Here is an 18792-nt window from a genome sequence, read left to right as displayed (position 1 = left end):
GAGTCCCGCGCGTGTCGCGGGTCAGCGTGCGGACGCGGCCATGTCCACGAGCTCGCGCGCGTGCGTGAGCCCGCTCTCGGAGTCGGGCAGGCCGGACAGCAGCCGCGCCATCTCGGCGATCCGCTCGTCCCCGTCGAGCCGGCGGACGCTGGAGGCCGTGACCGCGCCGTCGTTGCCCTTGACGACCGTGAGGTGGTTGTTCGCGAACGCCGCCACCTGCGCGAGGTGGGTCACGACGATCACCTGCGCGCTCTGGGCGAGCCGCGCGAGCCGGCGGCCGATCTCGATGGCCGAGGCGCCGCCGACGCCGGCGTCCACCTCGTCGAAGATGAAGGTCGGCACCGGGTCGGTCGCCGCGATGACGACCTCGATGGCGAGCATGACGCGCGAGAGCTCGCCGCCGGACGCGCCCTTGCCGAGCGGCCGCGGCTCTGCGCCCGGGTGCGGGCGCAGCAGGATCGCGACCTGGTCGCGGCCGCTGGCCGTGTAGCTCTGCGGGTCGGCCTCGTCGCGCTGGGTGACCTCCACGACCACCCGGGCGTCCGGCATGGCGAGGGCGGCGAGCTCGTCGGAGACCGCGTCGGCGAGCCGCGCGGCGGCGACCCTGCGACGCTCGCTCAGGTCGGCGGCGAGCTCCATCACGAGCGCCCGGTCGGCCGCCACCTCGTCCGTGAGCTCCTGGATGCGGTCGGCGTCGCCGTCGAGCTCCAGCAGCCGCAGGCTCCCGGTCTCCAGGGTGCTGATCACGTCGTCCAGAGTCGGCCCGTACTTGCGGACGAGCGTGGACAGCTCCGCCCGGCGCTCCTGGACGGCCTCCAGCTCGCGGGAGCCGTCGGTGTCGAGCGTGGCGAGGTAGGTGGAGAGCTGGGCGGCGATGTCGGAGGCCAGGTAGCTGAGGTTGGCGACGGCCTCCACCGTCGGGGCGAGCTCGGCGTCGTGCGGCGCGACCCGCTCGACCTGGCGGCGCGCGGCCTCCAGGAGGCCGACCACGTCCGGCTCCTCGGACTCCTCGGCCGAGAGCAGCTCGCGGGCGCCGGAGGCGGCGAGCCGTAGGTCTTCGAGGTTGGTCAGCCGTTCGGCGCGCTCGCCGAGCTCGTCGTCCTCGCCCGGCTGCGGCGCCACGGCCTCGATCTCGGCCATCGCGATCCGGAGGTCGTCGGCCTCCCGCGCGCGCCGGTCCCGGTCGGCGAGGAGCTCGTCCAGCTCGGTCGCGTTGTCGCGCCAGCGGTGGAACACCTGCACGTAGCCGTCGAGCGCGCTCGCGAGATCGGGCCCGGCGAACCGGTCGAGCGCCTCGCGCTGGGCGACGGCCGACCGCAGCCGGAGCTGGTCGGACTGGCCGTGCACGACGACGAGCTGCTCCCCGAGCTCGGTCAGCACGCTCACCGGGGCGCTGCGGCCGCCGACCACGGCGCGCGACCGGCCCTCCGCGGACACCGAGCGGCTCAGCACGAGCTCCGCCGCGCCGTCGCCGAGCGGGTCGACGTCGCCGCCGGCGTCGCGGACGCGCTCCACGACCTCCCCGGCTCCTCGACGCGCCAGCGGCCCTCGACCCAGGCCTGGGCGCTGCCGAGCCGGACGGCGCCGGTGTCGGCGCGCTCGCCCAGCAGGAGGCCGAGCGCCGAGACGACCATGGTCTTGCCCGCGCCGGTCTCGCCGGTGATCGCGGTGAACCCGGGCCCGAGCGGCAACGCGGCCTCGGCGATGACGCCGAGGTCGCGGATGGAGATCTCGTCGATGCCGCCGCGCGGTGCGGGTGCCATCGGGCTGGATTTCTTCGGGCGTCCCGCAGCGGCGCGGGCGGTTGAGCGCTCAGTCACGTCCGGCCGGCCCCCGCCATCCCGTCACCGGGAGATCGAACTTGTGCACGAGCCGGTCGGTGAACGGCCCGGGGTGCAGGCGCGCGAGCCGCACCGGGATGGGCGAGCGCCGCACGACGACGCGCGAGCCGCGCGGCAGGTCGAACGCACGCCGGCCGTCGCACCAGAGGATGCCCTCCCCGCCCGCGCGATCGAGCAGCTCGATGGCGAGCGACGAGTCGGCGTCGACCACGAGCGGCCGCGAGAACAGGGCGTGCGCGCTGAGCGGCACGAGCAGCAGCGCGGCGACGCCGGGCCAGACCACCGGTCCGCCGGCGGAGAACGAGTAGGCGGTGGACCCGGTGGGCGTCGACATCACGACGCCGTCGCAGCCGAAGCTCGACATCGGCCGCCCGTCGACCTCGATGACGACCTCCAGCATCCGCTCCCGGCTGGCCTTCTCGACGGTCGCCTCGTTGAGCGCCCAGCTCTCGTAGACGACCTCCTTGCCGACCTTGACGCGGGCGGAGAGCGTCATGCGCTCCTCCACCTCGTAATCCTTCGCGAGCCCGCGCGCGACGGCGATCTCCAGGTCATCGCGCTCGCTCTCGGCCAGGAAGCCCACGTGCCCGAGGTTGACGCCGAGCAGCGGCGCCGTGCAGCCCCTGACCAGCTCGGCCGCGCGCAGGATGGTCCCGTCGCCGCCGAGCACGATCACCAGCTCCAGCTCGCTCGCCTGCACCTCGTCGCCGAGCACGGCGACCGCGTCGAGGTCGGGCTCCGCGGCGAGCAGATCGCGCCGCTCGTCCTCGCTGAGCACGGGAACGACACCCGCGCTGATGAGCTGCCTGCACACCTGAACGCCGGCGTCGAGGGAGTCCTGACGGCCGGTGTGCGCGACGACGAGAATGTATCGCTGCGCGTCACCCGATGCCGCCACGTCGCCTCCCTCTGCGTCCGCCCGGTTCCGGGCCGTCCCACCATTCTGTCGGTTTTCGGTCGGGGATGTGCTGGGGACGGGGAGATTGTGGAGAACGTTCACTCAGGGCGAGAGGTGGAGGAGAACCTCGCGCGACGCGGACGGGTCGGGCGCGTCGGCCCGGAACCAGGCGAGGAACTCGTGGTTGCCGTGCGTGCCGGCGATCGGGGACGCGATCACGCCGGCCGTGCCGAGCCCGACATCGTGGGCCGCCCAGAGCACGCGCTCGACCGCCTCCAGCCGCAGCCCGGGGTCGGTCACGATCCCCTCGCGGACGCCCTGCCTGCCCACCTCGAACTGCGGCTTGATCAGCAGAACGAAGTCGGCGTCGCCGGTCGCGACCGACCTCAGCGCCGGGAGGACATGGGTCAGCGAGATGAACGACAGATCGGCGACGACGAGCTGAGGCTCGACCCCGTCGCCCACGAGCGCGGCGAATGACGCCGCGTCGAGGGAGCGGACGTTCACGCCCTCGAAAGACCGCAGCTTCTCCGCCCCGACAAGTCGCGGATCGAGCTGCCCGTGCCCGACGTCGACGGCCACCACGAGCCGCGCTCCGCGCTCCAGCAGCACCTGGCTGAAGCCGCCCGTGGAGGCGCCGGCGTCGAGAGCGACCCGTCCGTCGACGGGGACCTCGAAGGCGTCGAGCGCCGCGATCAGCTTGTGCGCGCCACGGCTCACGTAGTGATCGGCGCCGGCGACGACGAGCTCCTGCCCGTCGCCCACCTTCGCGGACGCACGCACCACAGGCCTGCCGTCGACGGTCACCAGGCCGTCGGCGATCAGCGACGCGGCGCGCGTGCGCGACGAGGCGAGACCGCGGGTGACCAGGGCGACGTCGAGGCGCTCAGTTCCCGCCACGCCGATCGCTGCCTTCCAGCCGGGCCTGCAACGACTCGTGCAGCTGAGCGTAGGCCTCGGCGCGCTCGGCGAGCGGCTGCCCCTCGATCACCTCGAGGCGCTCGACGAGGGCGTCGCCGTCGGCTGCTGAGAAGTCGGGCATGCGGTCACACTACACAGTTTCACGGCGACGCGGGCGCCGACTCCACGAGGGCCGCGCGGCGGCGTCTCAGCACGCTCGCGATGGTCACGACCTGGATGACGAGGACGGTCGCCTCTGCGGAGAGCTGTCCCGCGAGGGCTCCTGTCCCGCCGCCGAACATGCTCCCGAGGAAGATGAGCGGGACGCCCACCACCGCCCCGCCCAGCGCCGATCGCGCAATGGCGTCGACCCGACCGAGTGTGACGAGCAGCACTCCCCCCGATGCCATCGACGTGCAGATGACCCAGATCGAGGCCCCGCCGATCACCGCGGCCGCGGGCGGGATGTGCACGGTTCCGGAGAATACGAGGTCCGCTGCGAGGGGGCTGCCCAGGGCGAAGGCCACGCCGAAGACGACGCCGAGCAGCGACGCGAGGATTCCCATTCGGCGGGCGCGCTCCAGCCGGGCGGTCGGATCGACGACCGTGCCCACCCATCCCTTCATCAGGCTGTTCTGAGCGGAGAGCACCTGCTGGGTCATGCGCTGCAGACGGTCCACGGTCGCATACAAGAGGGTCGAGTGCGGAGATCCGAGCGTGGCCACGGTGACTCCCAGCGAGATGTACACACTGGAGAACACATTGGCGGCGAGCGCGTGCCCCTGCATCCGGATGATCCGGAGGCACCGTCGGAAGCCGACGGCGACGAAGTCTTGTGGACGCACGCCGAGCACGACCGCGCCCGACACGCATGCGAAGAGCGACGCGAGGACCAACGCGCCGGAATACCAGAGCAGGGGGCCGCCGAGCCAGATCGCCAGCGCAGCCCCGAGGATGAGGAGCGCGCGAGGCAGGACCTCGGTGAGCAGGAAGAGTACGGGCCTCATCATTCCGATGAAGATCCAACCACCGGCGAACATGCCGAGGATCGCGCCCACGGCCACCAGCGCGGAGTCCGCTTCGAAGCCGGGCGAAAGAAGAAACGCCAGCGGACACGCGATCATGAGGACCGGGATCGAGATCATCGCCTTGGTGACGACCGACAGAGCGAAAGCGCGCGCCCGATTGCGCCTCGACTGGCGGGCGGCACGCTGTGGTCCCGACAACGCCCAGCCGAGCTCGACGATGACGCCCGCTGCTCCGCCGACGGACTGGCCGATCGCGACAGCCGCCCACGCGCCGCCGCCGTGCATCGCGGTGATCGCGGGCAATGCCAGCAGAGGCGAAACGGCATTGAGCAGCGGTACCGCCAGGTAGCCGGAAAGGAGTCGAGCGAACGACAACGCGCGATTCACGAGGCTCCATCCCGGCGGCGGAGGAAGCGCACCGTAGGTGAAATATGGGTTTGATATTGGTCTGTCAGATGGTGACAGGTTAGACTATAAAGCCGCCGTATCCGCGAGCCTCATCACTGGAGCCGACCCTGACGATGACCGATTCCCCCGCACTCGATCCACCGCCATCCGCCACGGTGATCCTGAGCCTCCGCAATGTCGGCGCGAGCGCAGACCAGCTCGCAGAGCGCCTCCGCCGTCTCTCCCGCGTCGAGGGCGTCGATGTCCTGGTCGTCGACGACGGTTCGACCGACGGGAGCGCCGACCGACTCGGCGAGCGCATCGGCGAGGCGGACGGCATCGCCTACGTTCGCCACTCCGACAATGCGGGGGTCGCCGCACGTCGCAACGAGGCGCTTGCTCGCGCGACCGGGGAGTTCATCTGGTTCGTCGACCACGACGACGACTGGACGGAGAGCGGGCTCGCCGCTCTGCGCGGACACGCGGAGGGTGTCGACCTGGTCGTCGGCCGCGCCGACTTCCAGTGGGGGCAGGACGCACACGAGCGTCGGCGCATCGACGGCGCCGAGGTCGGTGCCCCGCAGGACATCGACGCGCCCGCGGCGGCCGTGCTCCTGCTCGACGGCACGATCCACGGCTTTCTGTGGTCGAAGCTGTTCCGGCGGACGTCGCTCGGCGTCGATCCGTTCCCCCTGATCGTGTCGCAGAGCGACATCGTGGGAGTCGCAAGAGCGATCGCACGGTCTCGGCGCGCCCGCCTCATCCCAGAGACCGTCTACACGTACATCCGTTTGCCCGGCTCGATCACCCGGAAGCGCAAACCCGATCTCCGTGCGCTCGAGCGTGCTCACGACGACGTGCTCGCCCTGTTGAACGACGCCGCGACCCCGTCGCTTCGAGACCTCTTCACCGCCCGGTTCCTCTGCCTCGCCGCCGTGAAGACCGCCGTGCGCTGGAACGCCGACAGGGCGGCCATCGACGAGGCCCTTCTGCTCGCGTGCAGACACGCGCGAGGACTGTCGATACCCTCGATCGCCCGGCGATCGCTCGGCATCGCCGCCGCCGTGACGCTCCTCCGCACGGTGCCCGCGCTCCTGCCGGTCGCGCTGAGGTCGGCGCTCGCGGTCCTCGATCTCGGTCGCCGAGTCCGCCGGCCATCGCACCGAGAGGAGCCCGACGCGTGAACGATGAGGCCATCACCGTGATCATCACGGCGCGCAATGCGGAACGCACGATCGCGACCGCGATCCGCAGCATCCTGTCCTCGCTTCCCGACAGCGGCCGAGTCCTGGTGCGGTCGGACGGCAGCGTCGACGGGACGAAGTCGGTCGCCCGAAGGGTCCCGGACCGACGCGTCGAGGTGCTCGAGGACGAGACCGGACTCGGCATCGCGCGCTCGTGCAATCTCCTCCTCGACCGCGTGGACACTCCGTTGCTCTCCCGGATGGACGCGGACGACATCTCGCTTCCCGGGCGCTTCGCCGCTCAGCTGCGACGACTCCGACGCGGGGTCGACTTCAGTTTCACCACGGGAGTCGAGTGGAGGGAGGGTAGCGCGATCGTCCGGCCGCAGAAGCCGTACGCGATCTCACCCGCGTCGGCGCCGTACATCCTGTTGCTGACGAATCCGTTCATGCAACCCACCATGCTGGCCAGAACCGATGCGGTGCGTGCGCTGGACGGCTGGCGCAGCGACATCGCGAGTGAGGACTTCGACCTGTATCTGCGCGCCGCCAGCGCCGGTCACCGCATCGAACGCCTCCGCTTCCCGCGCATGATCTATCGCCGCACACCGACCCAGACGACTGCTCAGCCGTCCTGGTGGCAGGCTCGCTCCGCGAATCCGCTCGTCCAGCAGTCGTTCGACGAGCTTGCGGAGCGCAGCCTGGGGTTCGTCCCGCGGTGGTTCGAATGGCGGCGCGCCGGATTCCCGCCCGACCAGACGCCCGCCGGCGTCACCGGTGACATCCGGAGATTCGCCGCCACGATCGCCGGTCTCCGTCCTGCCGAAAGGGGCCCGCTGATGCGACGGCTGAACCGGATGAGTCGCATCGCGGCAGCTGCGGGATCATCGGCGGGCGTCGCGCGATGACAGTCCCGAAACCGGTCGTCGCTCAGCTCCGCGTACACGACACCGGCTACCCGAGGAACGCGCGGATCCGCGAGCACCTCGAGGCGACAGGCTTCGCCGTGCGGGTCTCCCTTCGCCGCGTCGATGGGCCGAAAGCCCTGCGACTGATCGCCGACGCAGTCACGATGTGGCGCGACACCCGTAGCGCCGACGCCGCCGTCCTCTCGGAGTTCTCGCTCCCTTTCGTTCCCCTCGCCCGGCTGGTGACACGGCTGCGCGGCATTCCGCTGATCGTCGACGGGTTCGTGCGAAAGTACGAGACGGCCATCGAGGACTGGGGGTACGCCTCCGCACGTTCTCCTCGTGCGCGTCTGCTCCGCACGGTCGACGCGCTGTCGGTGCGGTGGGCGGACCTGTATCTGATCGACACCGAGGTCCGCGCACAGGCCCTTCGGGACCGTCACGGGACGGCCACGCCTGTTCTCGGCCTCCCGGTCGGGGCCCCGGCATGGATCCGGCCACGCCCGCCGCGCGAGCCGGACGGCACACTGCGAATGCTGTACTTCGGCGGCAACATCCCGTTGCACGGCCTCCCCTTCGCGCTCGAAGCCCTGGAGGCGACGGATCCCAGGATCACCCTCGAACTCGTCTCCTACGGGCCACGCGAGCCCGTGCGAGCGGTTATCGAGCGCGCAGGAATCGCGGATCGCTGCCTCTTTCACGACACGATGAGCCATCGCGAGCTGCTGGAGCACATCTACGAGGCCGATGTCGTCCTCGGCATCTTCGGGGACTCCGCGAAAGCGCGATCCGTCGTCGCGAACAAGGTCTGGCAGGGCCTGGCGGCCGGGCGGATCGTCGTCACCCGCCGTACGCCCGCGGTCGAGGAGCTGGTTCCCGTCGCGGGCGACATGCTGCAGCTCGTCGATGACCGGGCCGGCCTCACCGCCGCGTACGAACGACTGCGCGCAGCGCCGCCTCGCGCCGACCCTGCCGTCGCCGATCGCCTCGAGAGTTTCGTCGCTCAGCGCTTCTCCGCTCTGACCGACTGGCTCTCAGCGGCGCTGGCTACTCCACGAACACGCCGCTGAGCGTCTTCTTCCCGCGCCGCAGCACGACCATCCCGCCCGGCAGCAGGTGGTCGCCCACGGCGAACTCCGCGTCCTCGACCTTCGCGTTGTTCACGTACACGCCGCCCTGCGCGACCGCGCGGCGGGCCTCGCCGAGGCTCTTGGTGAGCCCGGTGTCGACCAGTGCCTGGGCGATCGTCGTGGAGGAGGCCGTCGTCGTGTTGGGGAGCTCGCGGAGGGCCGACTCCAGCGTGCCGCGGTCCTGCCCGGCCAGGTCGCCCTGGCCGAAGAGGGCCTCGGACGCCGCGATGACGGCCTCGGTCGCCTCCGCGCCGTGGATGAGCGCCGTCACCTCGTAGGCCAGGGTGCGCTGGGCCTCGCGGCGGAAGGGCTCCTCGGCGACCGCGCGCTCCAGGCGCTCGATCTCGGCGCGGTGGAGGAAGGTGAAGACCTTGAGGCGGTCGATCACGTCGGCGTCGTCGGCATTGAGCCAGAACTGGTAGATCGCGTAGGGGCTCGTGAAGCTCGCGTCCAGCCAGATCGCGTTGCCCTCGCTCTTGCCGAACTTGGTGCCATCGCTGTTCAGGATGAGCGGGGTGCCGATGGCGTGGCCGTGGACGCCCTCCACCTTGCGGATCAGGTCGGTGCCGCTGGTCAGGTTGCCCCACTGGTCGCTGCCGCCGGTCTGCAGCACGCAGCCGTACTGCCGGTAGAGCTCCAGGAAGTCCATGCCCTGCAGGATCTGGTAGCTGAACTCGGTGTACGAGATGCCCTCGTCGGAGTTGAGCCGGGCGGCGACAGCGTCCTTCTTGAGCATCGTGCCGACCCGGAAATGCTTGCCGATCTCGCGCAGGAAGTCGATCGCCGAGAGCGGGGCCGTCCAGTCCAGGTTGTTGACCAGGCGGACGGCGTTGTCGCCCTCCGACGACAGGAAGCGCGAGACCTGCTGCCGGAGGTAGCCGACCCACTCGGAGACGGTCTCCTTGGTGTTCAGCGTGCGCTCGGCGGTCGGCCGCGGGTCGCCGATGAGGCCCGTCGAGCCGCCGACGAGGCCGAGTGGCCGGTGGCCGGCGAGCTGGAGGCGGCGCATGGTCAGGAGCTGCACGAGGTTGCCGAGGTGGAGGCTCGGCGCGGTCGGGTCGAAGCCGCAGTAGTACGTGATCGGGTCACCGGCGAGGAGCTCCTTGAGCGCGGCCTCGTCGGTGGAGACGTGGACGAGTCCGCGCCACTTCAGCTCGTCCCAGACGTCGTCGAACGTGGGGTCGTTGGTCTGCGCTGCGAGCCTCTGCTCTGCGCTGCTCCGGTCTGCTGCTGCGGCGGTTTCTGGCACTCCCACAGAGTAGCAGCGGCGGTCCTTCCACCCCGTCCGATGATCAGGTCTCCAGGCCTGATGAGGCTTGAATCAGGCTTCAGGACCTGATAGAGTCTGGATCAGGTCCACAGCCCTGATGTTCGCTTCGCCTCATCCATTCCGGAGCGCAGCCCGAGGAGGTCCCCGTGTTCGTCGTCACCGCCGACCAGGTCGGCAGCCGCAGCCGGCCCGACATCGTCGCGCCGGCACTCGCCGCGCTGAACGAGCGCCACGGCGAGCGGCTCGCGCTCCCCGCCGACCGGAACGCCGGCGACGAGCTCCAGGCGCTCACCGCGGACGCCGCCACCTCCCTCGACATCGTCCTGACGCTCGCGCGCGGCGACGCCTGGAGCGTCGGCCTCGGCATCGGCGACGTGCGCTCGCCCCTCCCCGATGCCACGCGCGAGGCCAGCGGCGACGCGTTCGTCGCCGCCCGGGCCGCGGTCACCCGGGCCAAGCGCACGCCGCTGCGCTTCGCCGCGGAGGCGGTCGTCGCGCCGGAGGCCGCCGCCGATGTCGAGGCGCTCGTCGGCCTCCTCCTGGCGCTGCGGGCGGGCCGCAGCGAGGCCGGCTGGGAGCTCTACGACCTCGTCGCCGCCGGGCTGACCCAGGCCGAGGCAGGCGCGCGGCTCGGCATCACCCCGCAGTCGGCGAACGACCGCGCCCGCGCCGCCGGCCTGCGCGCCGACCTCGCGGCCCAGCCGGCCCTGGTTAGGCTGTTGGGGACCGCCGACGCAGCCCAGCAGTCGGCCGAACGACCGGAGGATGGATGACGTCCCTGCCCGTGCCGCAGCTCCTCGCCACCGTCCTGCCGGTCATCCTGTGGGCGCTCGCGCTGATCAGCGCCATCGCCGCGGTGTGCTGCATGATCGCCACGCTCCGTACGCCGCGCCGGCCGCTGGTCTACACCGCCGTCGGTCTGCTCGGCCTCGCGTTCCTCCTCGTCGCGCTCCCCCAGCACGGCGCTCCCCTGGTCTTCCGGGTGCTCATCGGCCTCGTCGCGCTCGCGCTCAGCGTCGTCGGCGGCGGACCCGCGGCGCAGCTCGCCCTGGCGCTCGCGACGCGGAGCACGTCGGTGCCCGGCCTCCACGGCGGCATCGTCGTGCACGACCGCGTCAGCGGGCTGGAGGAGACGCGCGAGGTGCTGCGCGGAGGGACGACGATCGGCTACCTGGAGCGCTTCGCGACGACCGGCTCGATCATGGCGGGCTTCCCCGAGGCTCTCGGCGTGATCATCGCGGTCAAGGGCGTCGGCCGCTTCACGGAGCTGGAGGCCCCGGAGGCGCGCGAGCGGTTCATCATCGGCACCCTCGTCAGCCTGATCTGGGCCTGCGTCTGCGCCGGCCTCTTCCGCTTCGCCGTCGCCTGACCCTCTCCCACGCCCTCCGACCTCGCCGAGGGGCACGTCGTTGTCACTTTTCGCGGCCGAAAGTGACGACGACGTGCCCCTCGGCGGTCTTTCAGGCGTGGGACTTGGGGTGGCGCTTGTACGGGGAGACGGTGGGGTCGCCGGGCAGCCAGTAGCGCCACGGGAACGTGACGCTTCCTCCGGCGCCGGAGACACCTGTGCGCGGACCGGTCTCGTAGGCCGGCTGCTCGCTCGGCAGCTGGAGATCGAACGGCGGCGCGAGCACGTCGGACCCGTTCTCGGACAGCAGGATGCCTGCGGCGACGACGAACCGCGCGGGCCCGCGTGCGAGGTCGCGCGCCGGGACAGTTCGGCCGGTCGGACCTCCACGCCGGTGCGCCGCGAGCTCGGCGCCCTCCACGACCTCCCCCGCCCGCAGCAGCACCGCCGAGGACACCCCCTCGGGCGAGCACACCACGTTCGCGCACACGTGCATCCCGTACGTGAAGTACGTGTACACATGCCCGGGCGGCCCGTACATCACCGCGTTGCGCTTCGTGCGGCCGCGGAAGGAGTGCGACCCAGGGTCGACGCCGTCGCCGACGTAGGCCTCCACCTCGGTGATGCGGATCGCGACGACGCCCTCCTCCGTCTCGTGGCGGAGCACCGCGCCGAGCAGCATCGGGGCGACCTCCAGCGCCGACGCGGTGAACACGTCGCGTCCGGGCCGGTGGAGCGTCATGTGCGCCGGCTCAGAAGATCCGGCCGCCGGCCACGACCGTCACGATGAGCCCGATCACGATCACCGCGACGGCCACGACGACGACCAGCGGGATGAGCCACCCCGGCCGCTTCGCCATCAGCCGAGGTCCCGTCGAGTCGCGACGAGCGCGCGGGTGAGTGCGCGGACGCGTTCCGTGAGGGCGGCGAGCTGGTCGGCCACCCGGTCGGGAGCGGTCCCGCCGGCTCCCGTGCGGCTCGCGACCGAGCCGTCGACGGTCAGCACCGAGCGGACCTCGGGCGTCAGCAGCGGCGAGACGGCCGCGAGCTGCGCGTCGGTCAGGTCGCTCAGCTCCAGGCCGTGGTCCTCCGCGAACTTCACCAGGCTGCCGGTGATCTCGTGGGCGTTCCGGAACGGCACGTGCTGCTTGACCAGCCACTCGGCGACGTCCGTCGCGAGCGAGAAGCCCTGCGGCGCCAGCTCCGCCATCCGGTCGGTGTGGAAACGGAGCGTGGCGACCATCCCGGCGAACGCGGGGAGGACGACCTCCAGCGTCTGCACCGAGTCGAAGACCGGCTCCTTGTCCTCCTGAAGGTCGCGGTTGTACGCCAGCGGGAGGCCCTTGAGCGTGGTCAGCAGGCCGGTCAGGTTGCCGATCAGTCGCCCGGCTTTGCCGCGCGCGAGCTCGGCGATGTCCGGGTTCTTCTTCTGCGGCATGATCGACGAGCCGGTGGAGTAGGAGTCGTCCAGCGTGACGAAGCCGAACTCGCGCGTGTTCCAGAGGATGATCTCCTCGGCGAAGCGCGACACGTCCACGCCGATCTGCGCCGCGACGAAGGCGAACTCGGCCACGACGTCGCGCGCGGCGGTGCCGTCGATCGAGTTCTCCGAGCTGGTCGCGAAGCCGAGCTCCCTGGCGACCAGCAGCGGGTCGAGCCCGAGGGTGGAGCCGGCGAGCGCGCCGGAGCCGTACGGCGAGACGTTCGCCCGACGGTCCCAGTCCGCCAGCCGCTCCAGGTCGCGCACCAGCGGCCAGCAGTGCGCGAGCAGGTGGTGGGCGAGCAGGACGGGCTGCGCGTGCTGGAGGTGGGTGCGGCCGGGCATGATCGCGGTGGGATGCGCGTCCGCCTGGGCGGCGATCGCGTCGATGAGCGCGATCAGGCGCTCCGCGATGATGCCCGCGTGGTCGCGCAGGTAGAGGCGGACGAGCGTCGCGATCTGGTCGTTGCGGCTCCGGCCGGCGCGCAGCTTGCCGCCGAGCTCGGCGCCCGCCCGCTCGATCAGGCCGCGCTCCAGGGCGCCGTGGACGTCCTCGTCGCTCTCGGCGGCGGCGAACGATCCGGAGACCACGTCGGCCTCCAGGACGTCCAGGGCGCCGAGCATCCCGGCGAGCTCGACGTCGTCCAGGTAGCCCGCCGCCGCGAGCGCGCGGGCGTGGGCGCGGGAGCCCGCGATGTCGTAGGAGGCGAGCGCCCAGTCGAAGTGGGTGGACTTGCTCAGCGCGGCCAGTTCGGGCGAGGGTCCGCCCGCGAAGCGCGCGCCCCAGAGCTTGCCCTCGTCGGTCTTGCCGACGCCGTCTGCGGTGTCCGCGGTCATGCCGCCCCCTCCTCGTTCTTCGCAAGCAGCCAGGCCAGCAGCGCCTTCTGGGCGTGGAGGCGGTTCTCGGCCTCGTCCCAGACCGCCGACTGCGGCCCGTCGATCACGTCGGCCGTCACCTCCAGACCGCGGTAGGCGGGCAGGCAGTGCAGGAACACGGCGTCGTCCGCCGCGAGCGCCATCAGCTCGGCGTTCACCGTGTAGTCGCCGAAGACGGCGACGCGCTCGGCCTTCTCGTCCTCCTTGCCCATCGACACCCAGGTGTCGGTGATGACGACGTCGGCGCCGGCCGCGGCCTCCCTGGCGTCGGTCAGCACGGCGACCGAGCCGCCGGTGCGCTCGGCGATGGCGGCCGCGTCGGCCACCACGGCGGCGTCCGGCGCGTACGCCGCGGGAGCAGCGACGCGGACGTGCATGCCGGCGGTCGCGCCGCCGAGCAGATACGAGTGCGACATGTTGCTGGCGCCGTCGCCGAAGAAGGCGAGCGTCAGCCCCGCGGTGCGGCCCTTGCGCTCGCGGACCGTCTGCAGGTCCGCGAGGATCTGGCAGGGATGGAACTCGTCCGACAGCGCGTTGACGACCGGAACGGTCGTGCCCTCCGCCAGCTCCTCCAGCCCGGCCTGCGCGAACGTGCGCCAGACGATCGCGGCGACCATCCGCTCCAGGACGCGCGCGGTGTCGGCCAGCGACTCCTTGCCGCCGAGCTGGCTCTCGCCGCTCTGGATGATCAGCGGGCTGCCGCCCAGGTCCGCGATGCCGGCGGCGAACGAGACGCGCGTGCGGGTCGAGGTCTTGTCGAAGATGACGGCGACGGTCTGCGGGCCGGCGAGCGGCTTCGCGGAGAAGCGGTCGGCCTTCAGCCGGTCTGCCAGGTCGAGCACTTCTGCCTGCTCGGCCGGGCTCAGGTCGTCGTCGCGGAGGAAATGACGTGTCATCGGGGGTCCTTTGTCTGCGTCCGGGGAGCTGCGTCAGGAGGTGGTCAGGAGGCGTGCACGTCGGCGAGTGCGCGGCCGAACTTCTCGCGGAACTCCGCGAGCTCGGCGTCGCCCACGATCAGCGGCGGCGCGAGGCGGATGCTCGACTCGTTCGGCGCGTTGATGATGAGGCCGTTGGCGAGCGCCGCGTCGGAGAGCCGGTGGCCCTCGCCGTCGGTGAGGCCCACGCCGATCAGGAGGCCGGCGCCGCGCACGTCGCCGATCAGCGGCGAGTCGTACGAGCGCAGGATGGCGCGCAGCTCCTCCCCGCGCCGGGCGGCGTTGCCGACCAGGTCGGCGCGCTCGATCTCGGCGATCACCGCGTTGCCTGCCGCCGTCGCGAGCGGGTTGCCGCCGAAAGTGGAGCCGTGCTGGCCCTGGCTGAACAGCTCGGACGCCCGGCCGAAGGTGATGAGGGCGCCGATCGGCACGCCCCCGGCGATGCCCTTCGCGACCGTGATCGCGTCGGGCAGGATGCCGGCGTGCTGGTAGGCGAACCAGCGTCCGGTCCGGCCGATCCCGGTCTGGATCTCGTCGATGATCAGCAGCGCGCCGTGCTGCTCGGTGAGCTCGCGGGCGCGCTGGAGGAAGCCCTCCGGGAGGTCGAGCACGCCGGCCTCCCCCTTGATCGGCTCCACGAACAGCGCCGCGACGCGGTCGTCGATCGCGGCCTCCAGCGCCGGGATGGTCGAGTCGATGTGCTCGACGCCTCCGGGCAGCGGCTCGAACGCCTCGCGCATCGGCGGCTTGCCGGTGAGCGCCAGCGAGCCCATCGTCCGGCCGTGGAAGGCGTTGTGGAGGGCGAGCACCCGTGTGCGCCTGCCGTGCGGGCCTTTGTTGAGCCGCGCCAGCTTGAACGCGGCCTCGTTGGCCTCCGCGCCCGAGTTGCCGAACAGGATGCGGCCCTGCTCGCCCGCGCCGGTGATCGCGCGCAGGCGCTCGGCGAGCTCCAGCTGCGGCGGCGTGGAGAAGTAGTTGGAGACGTGCGCGAGCGTCGCCACCTGGCTGCTCACGGCCTCCACCAGCGCCGGATGCGCATGGCCCAGCGAGTTGACCGCGATGCCGGCGAGGAAGTCGAGGTATTCGTTGCCGTCGACGTCCCAGACCCGGCAGCCCTCGCCGCGGGCCAGCATGAGCTTCGGGGTCGCCAGCGTGCGCATCATGGCGTCGCCGAAGCGCGGCTTCCACCGCCCCCGGGTGTTCGCGTCCGTGCTGTGTGCGAGCTGCGCGGTCATGCCGGCACCACCTCCGTTCCGATTCCGGACTGCGTGAACACTTCGAGCAGGATCGAGTGCGCCACCCGTCCGTCGATGATCGCGGCCTTGGGGACGCCGCCGTCGACCGCGTCCAGGCAGGCCGACATCTTGGGGATCATGCCCGACTCCAGCGACGGGAGCAGCTCGCGCAGCTCCGGCGCCGCGATCTTGGACAGCAGCGAGTCGCGGTTCGGCCAGTCGCTGTAGAGACCGGCCACGTCGGTCAGGATGACCAGCTTGGCCGCCCCGAGGGCCACAGCGAGCGCGGCCGCCGCGGCGTCGGCGTTGACGTTCAGCGCCTGCCCCGGGTCGTCGATGTCGGGCGCGATCGAGGAGACCACCGGGATGCGGCCGGCGTCGAGCTGGGCGAGCACGCCCTCCGGGTTCACGCCGATGACATCGCCGACCAGGCCCAAGTCCACCTCGTCGCCCTCGATCACGGCTGCGCGTTTGCGGCCCTGGAAGAGCCCCGCGTCCTCGCCGGAGAGGCCGGCTGCGAGCGGTCCGTGCTTGTTGATGTTGCTCACGATGTCGCGGTTGATCTGACCGGTCAGCACCATGCGCACGACGTCCATCGCCTCCGGCGTCGTGACGCGGTACCCGCCGCGGAACTCGCTCTCGATGCCGAGCCGGTCGAGCATCGCCGAGATCTGGGGCCCTCCGCCGTGCACGACCACCGGACGGAGGCCCGCGTAACGGAGGTAGACGATGTCCTCCGCGAAGGTGCGCTGGAGGTCCTCGTTCACCATCGCGTTGCCGCCGAACTTCACGACGATGATGCGGTCGTGGAAGGTCTTCAGCCAGGGCAGCGACTCGATGAGGGTCGCGGCCTTGTCCGCGGCGGCGGCGCGCTCGGCGGCCTCCGCAGTGTCGTTGTCGTCGGTCTCTGTCGTCATCTCAGCTGGAGTAGGCACTGTTCTCGTGGACGTAGTCGTGGGTCAGGTCGTTGGTGAGGATGGCCGCCGTCTCGTCGCCCGCGTGGAGGTCGACGAGCACGTGCACGGCGCGCGGCGTCAGGTCGACGAGGTCGCGCGGCTGGTCCGGCTCCCCGCCGTGCAGACCTGCACGCCGTTGATCGAGACGTCGATGCCGTACGGGTCGAACTCGGCGTCGGTGGTCCCGACCGCGGCGAGCACGCGGCCCCAGTTGGGGTCGTTGCCGAAGATGGCCGCCTTGAAGAGGTTGGACCGCGACACCGCGCGGCCGACCGTCACGGCGTCCTCCTCGGTGCGGGCGTTCACGACCTCGATCGTCACGTCGTGGGACGCCCCCTCGGCGTCCTCCTGGAGCTGCTTCGCCAGGCTGCGGCACACCTCCGTGAGCGCGAGCGTGAATTCGGCCGGGTCGGGCGCGACGCCGCTCGCGCCGGACCCCAGCAGCGCGACGGTGTCGTTGGTCGACATGCAGCCGTCCGAGTCGAGCCGGTCGAACGTGACGCGCGTCGCCGCACGGAGGGCGGTGTCGAGCTGCGTGGAGTCGAGCACGGCGTCCGTGGTGATGACGACGAGCATGGTCGCCAGGCCCGGCGCGAGCATCCCTGCGCCCTTGGCCATCCCGCCGACCGACCAGCCGGCCGGGGAGACCTGCTCGGCCTGCTTCGGCCGGGTGTCGGTCGTCATGATCGCCTCGGCGGCGCCGAGCCCGGAGTCGCCCGCCAGCGCGGTGGCCGCCTGGGCGACGCCCGCGGTCAGCTTGCCGACGTCGAGCTGGTCGCCGATCAGGCCGGTGGAGCAGACCAGCACGTCGCCGGCGGAGACGCCGAGCGCGGCGCCCACCGCCTCCGCGGTCGCGTGCGTGGTCTGGAAGCCCTGCGAGCCGGTGTAGCAGTTGGCGCCGCCGGAGTTGAGGACGATGGCCGAGACCACGCCGTCGGCGATGACCTGCTCGCTCCAGAGGACGGGGTTCGCCTTGCAGCGGTTGGTGGTGAAGACCGCGGCGGCCGCGGTGAGCGGCCCACGGTTCTGGACGAGCGCGAGGTCGCGCTTGCCGCTCGACTTGAGGCCGGCGACGACCCCGGCGGCCGAGAAGCCCTTGGCAGTGGTGACGCTCATGGCGCGACTCCGTTCACACTCAGGCCGGCGGTCTCGTTGAGCCCGAGAGCGAGGTTCGCGGACTGGATCGCCGCGCCGGCCGTTCCCTTGTACAGATTGTCGATGGCGAGCACGGTGACGACCCGGCCCGCCGCCTGGTCGAGGGCGACCCCGATCAGCACGGTGTTCGAGCCCAGCACGTCCGCGGTGCGCGGCACGGTCCCGGCGGGGAGGACGTGCACGAAGGGCTCGTCCGCGTAGGCGGCCTCCCACACGTGCTGCACGTCGGCGGCGGTCACCCCCGGCTTCACCCGGGCGGTGGAGGTCGCCAGGATGCCTCGCGACATCGGCACGAGCACCGGGGTGAACGAGAGGGTCGGCGCGTTCGCTCCCGCCTTGCGGAGGTTCTGCTGGATCTCCGGGATGTGCCGGTGCGTGCCGCCGACCGCGTACGGGTTCGCCGAGCCCAGGATCTCGCTGGCCAGGTACATCGTCTTGAGCGACTTCCCGGCGCCGGACGGCCCGACGGCGAGGACGCTGACGAGGTCCTCCTCCTCGATCACGCCGGCGTGGATGCCGGGCGCGAGGGCGAGCGAGACGGCGCTCGCGTTGCAGCCGGGTGCGGCGATGCGGGTCGCTCCGGCGAGGTGAGCGCGCTGCTTGGCGCCGTCCGCGCCGACGATGAGCTCGGGGACGCCGTACGCCCAGGAGCCGTAATACTCGCCGCCGTAGAACGCCGCCCAGTCCGCCGGGTCGTCCAGCCGGTGGTCGGCGCCCGCGTCGACCACGAGGGTGCCCTCGGGGAGGTCGGCGGCCACCTCCCCGAGCGGCCGTGCGGCAGCGCGAGGAACACGACGTCGTGACCGGCGAGGTTCTCCGTCGTGTTCTCGGTGAGGGTGAGGTGGCTGAGCGAGCGCAGGTGCGGCTGGTGCGCGGCGAGCGGGTGACCGGCGTTGTTGTGCGCGGTCACGGTGCGGATCTCGAAGTCGGGATGGTCGGCGAGGATGCGCAGCAACTCGCCACCCGCGTACCCGGAGGCACCGGCGACGGCAACCGAGAAAGTCATGCTTGTTCCTTGATGGGATGGACGACAGGGGGCCGATGATCCGGCGACGCCCCTGTCCGACCGCGAAGGGTCGCCCGAGCGCCGCCTAGATTCGGCGGTCGCGCAGGCGTCGGCGCATCGAGGGGGCACCGACAGTAAGCATGTAGACCACCCTAGCGCCCCGCCCCCGCCGGTCGCCAAATCGCCGCCGTCACACAGCGACCATTCGTGCCGAATGGCGCGAAAGCCGCCGTCGTAACCACCATTTGCGCCAAA

The 18792-nt window shown here is 71.7% G+C and carries 15 protein-coding genes and 3 pseudogenes; 5 read left to right on the top strand and 13 right to left on the bottom strand.

Features of this window, described 5'->3' with window-relative positions:
• Window positions 1–21 precede the first annotated feature (21 nt).
• The 5 genes and pseudogenes from recN to ACQ86L_RS19225 all read right to left on the bottom strand — a co-directional run bounded on the left by recN (window position 22) and on the right by ACQ86L_RS19225 (window position 4970).
• Window positions 22–1763: pseudogene (gene recN / locus ACQ86L_RS19245) on the bottom strand (DNA repair protein RecN).
• Window positions 1764–1812: 49 nt separating this feature from the next.
• Window positions 1813–2739 (bottom strand): NAD kinase, encoded by a 927-nt coding sequence (locus ACQ86L_RS19240; RefSeq protein ID WP_434316815.1) that lies wholly within the window; start codon window positions 2737–2739, stop codon window positions 1813–1815.
• Between the two features lie 102 nt (window positions 2740–2841).
• Entirely contained in the window at window positions 2842–3639 is a 798-nt protein-coding gene (locus tag ACQ86L_RS19235) for a TlyA family RNA methyltransferase (protein WP_434316814.1), read from the bottom strand.
• Complete coding sequence (locus tag ACQ86L_RS19230) at window positions 3626–3781, bottom strand: hypothetical protein (RefSeq protein ID WP_434316813.1); 156 nt, start codon at window positions 3779–3781, stop codon at window positions 3626–3628. Before ACQ86L_RS19230 ends, ACQ86L_RS19235 begins: the two co-directional genes overlap by 14 nt.
• A gap of 19 nt (window positions 3782–3800) precedes the next feature.
• A complete protein-coding gene (locus ACQ86L_RS19225) occupies window positions 3801–4970 on the bottom strand; it encodes a hypothetical protein (protein ID WP_434316812.1) in 1170 nt (389 codons plus the stop codon).
• 218 nt (window positions 4971–5188) lie between these two features.
• On the opposite strand from ACQ86L_RS19225, the gene ACQ86L_RS19220 reads away from it, so the two are divergent.
• Genes ACQ86L_RS19220 through ACQ86L_RS19210 form a run of 3 tightly spaced genes read left to right on the top strand, consistent with a single transcriptional unit; the run spans window position 5189 to window position 8216 of the window.
• A complete protein-coding gene (locus ACQ86L_RS19220) occupies window positions 5189–6238 on the top strand; it encodes a glycosyltransferase family 2 protein (RefSeq protein ID WP_434316811.1) in 1050 nt (349 codons plus the stop codon).
• On the top strand, window positions 6235–7146 hold the full coding sequence (locus ACQ86L_RS19215) for a glycosyltransferase family 2 protein (RefSeq protein ID WP_434316810.1): 912 nt from the start codon (window positions 6235–6237) through the stop codon (window positions 7144–7146). The genes ACQ86L_RS19220 and ACQ86L_RS19215 overlap by 4 nt, the downstream gene beginning before the upstream one ends.
• Entirely contained in the window at window positions 7143–8216 is a 1074-nt protein-coding gene (locus ACQ86L_RS19210; protein WP_434316809.1) for a hypothetical protein, read from the top strand. Before ACQ86L_RS19215 ends, ACQ86L_RS19210 begins: the two co-directional genes overlap by 4 nt.
• Here the strand turns inward: ACQ86L_RS19210 and tyrS are convergent.
• Window positions 8194–9525: a tyrosine--tRNA ligase gene (gene tyrS, locus ACQ86L_RS19205; protein ID WP_434316808.1), complete on the bottom strand. Its 1332-nt coding sequence runs from the start codon at window positions 9523–9525 to the stop codon at window positions 8194–8196. The two genes, ACQ86L_RS19210 and tyrS, sit on opposite strands and share 23 nt — an antisense overlap.
• Before the next feature lie 167 nt (window positions 9526–9692).
• On the opposite strand from tyrS, the gene ACQ86L_RS19200 reads away from it, so the two are divergent.
• Window positions 9693–10319 (top strand): DNA-binding protein, encoded by a 627-nt coding sequence (locus ACQ86L_RS19200; protein ID WP_434316807.1) that lies wholly within the window; start codon window positions 9693–9695, stop codon window positions 10317–10319.
• A complete protein-coding gene (locus tag ACQ86L_RS19195) occupies window positions 10316–10915 on the top strand; it encodes a hypothetical protein (RefSeq protein WP_434316806.1) in 600 nt (199 codons plus the stop codon). Before ACQ86L_RS19200 ends, ACQ86L_RS19195 begins: the two co-directional genes overlap by 4 nt.
• Window positions 10916–11006: 91 nt before the next feature.
• Here ACQ86L_RS19195 and ACQ86L_RS19190 read toward each other — a convergent pair whose 3' ends face one another.
• The 7 genes and pseudogenes from ACQ86L_RS19190 to argC form a co-directional block, all read right to left on the bottom strand.
• Window positions 11007–11636, bottom strand: coding sequence for a DNA-3-methyladenine glycosylase (locus ACQ86L_RS19190; RefSeq protein WP_434316805.1), 630 nt, complete (start codon window positions 11634–11636; stop codon window positions 11007–11009).
• Window positions 11637–11753: 117 nt separating this feature from the next.
• Window positions 11754–13211, bottom strand: coding sequence for an argininosuccinate lyase (gene argH / locus ACQ86L_RS19185; protein ID WP_434316804.1), 1458 nt, complete (start codon window positions 13209–13211; stop codon window positions 11754–11756).
• A complete protein-coding gene (gene argF, locus ACQ86L_RS19180) occupies window positions 13208–14146 on the bottom strand; it encodes an ornithine carbamoyltransferase (protein WP_434316803.1) in 939 nt (312 codons plus the stop codon). The genes argH and argF overlap by 4 nt, the downstream gene beginning before the upstream one ends.
• 44 nt (window positions 14147–14190) lie before the next feature.
• Window positions 14191–15420, bottom strand: a complete 1230-nt coding sequence (locus ACQ86L_RS19175) for an acetylornithine transaminase (RefSeq protein ID WP_434316802.1) — start codon at window positions 15418–15420, stop codon at window positions 14191–14193.
• On the bottom strand, window positions 15417–16337 hold the full coding sequence (gene argB / locus ACQ86L_RS19170) for an acetylglutamate kinase (protein WP_434316801.1): 921 nt from the start codon (window positions 16335–16337) through the stop codon (window positions 15417–15419). Before argB ends, ACQ86L_RS19175 begins: the two co-directional genes overlap by 4 nt.
• A 1-nt stretch (window position 16338) precedes the next feature.
• Window positions 16339–17492 (bottom strand): annotated as a pseudogene (gene argJ, locus ACQ86L_RS19165) (bifunctional glutamate N-acetyltransferase/amino-acid acetyltransferase ArgJ).
• Window positions 17489–18537: pseudogene (argC, locus tag ACQ86L_RS19160) on the bottom strand (N-acetyl-gamma-glutamyl-phosphate reductase). The pseudogenes argJ and argC overlap by 4 nt, the downstream one beginning before the upstream one ends.
• Between the last annotated feature and the right edge of the window lie 255 nt (window positions 18538–18792).

Source organism: Leifsonia sp. P73 (assembly GCF_051059105.1).
In the GTDB taxonomy this organism is placed as follows: domain Bacteria; phylum Actinomycetota; class Actinomycetes; order Actinomycetales; family Microbacteriaceae; genus Leifsonia.
Note: the sequence above shows the minus strand (reverse complement) of the source record. Positions and strands in the feature narration are given on the sequence as shown.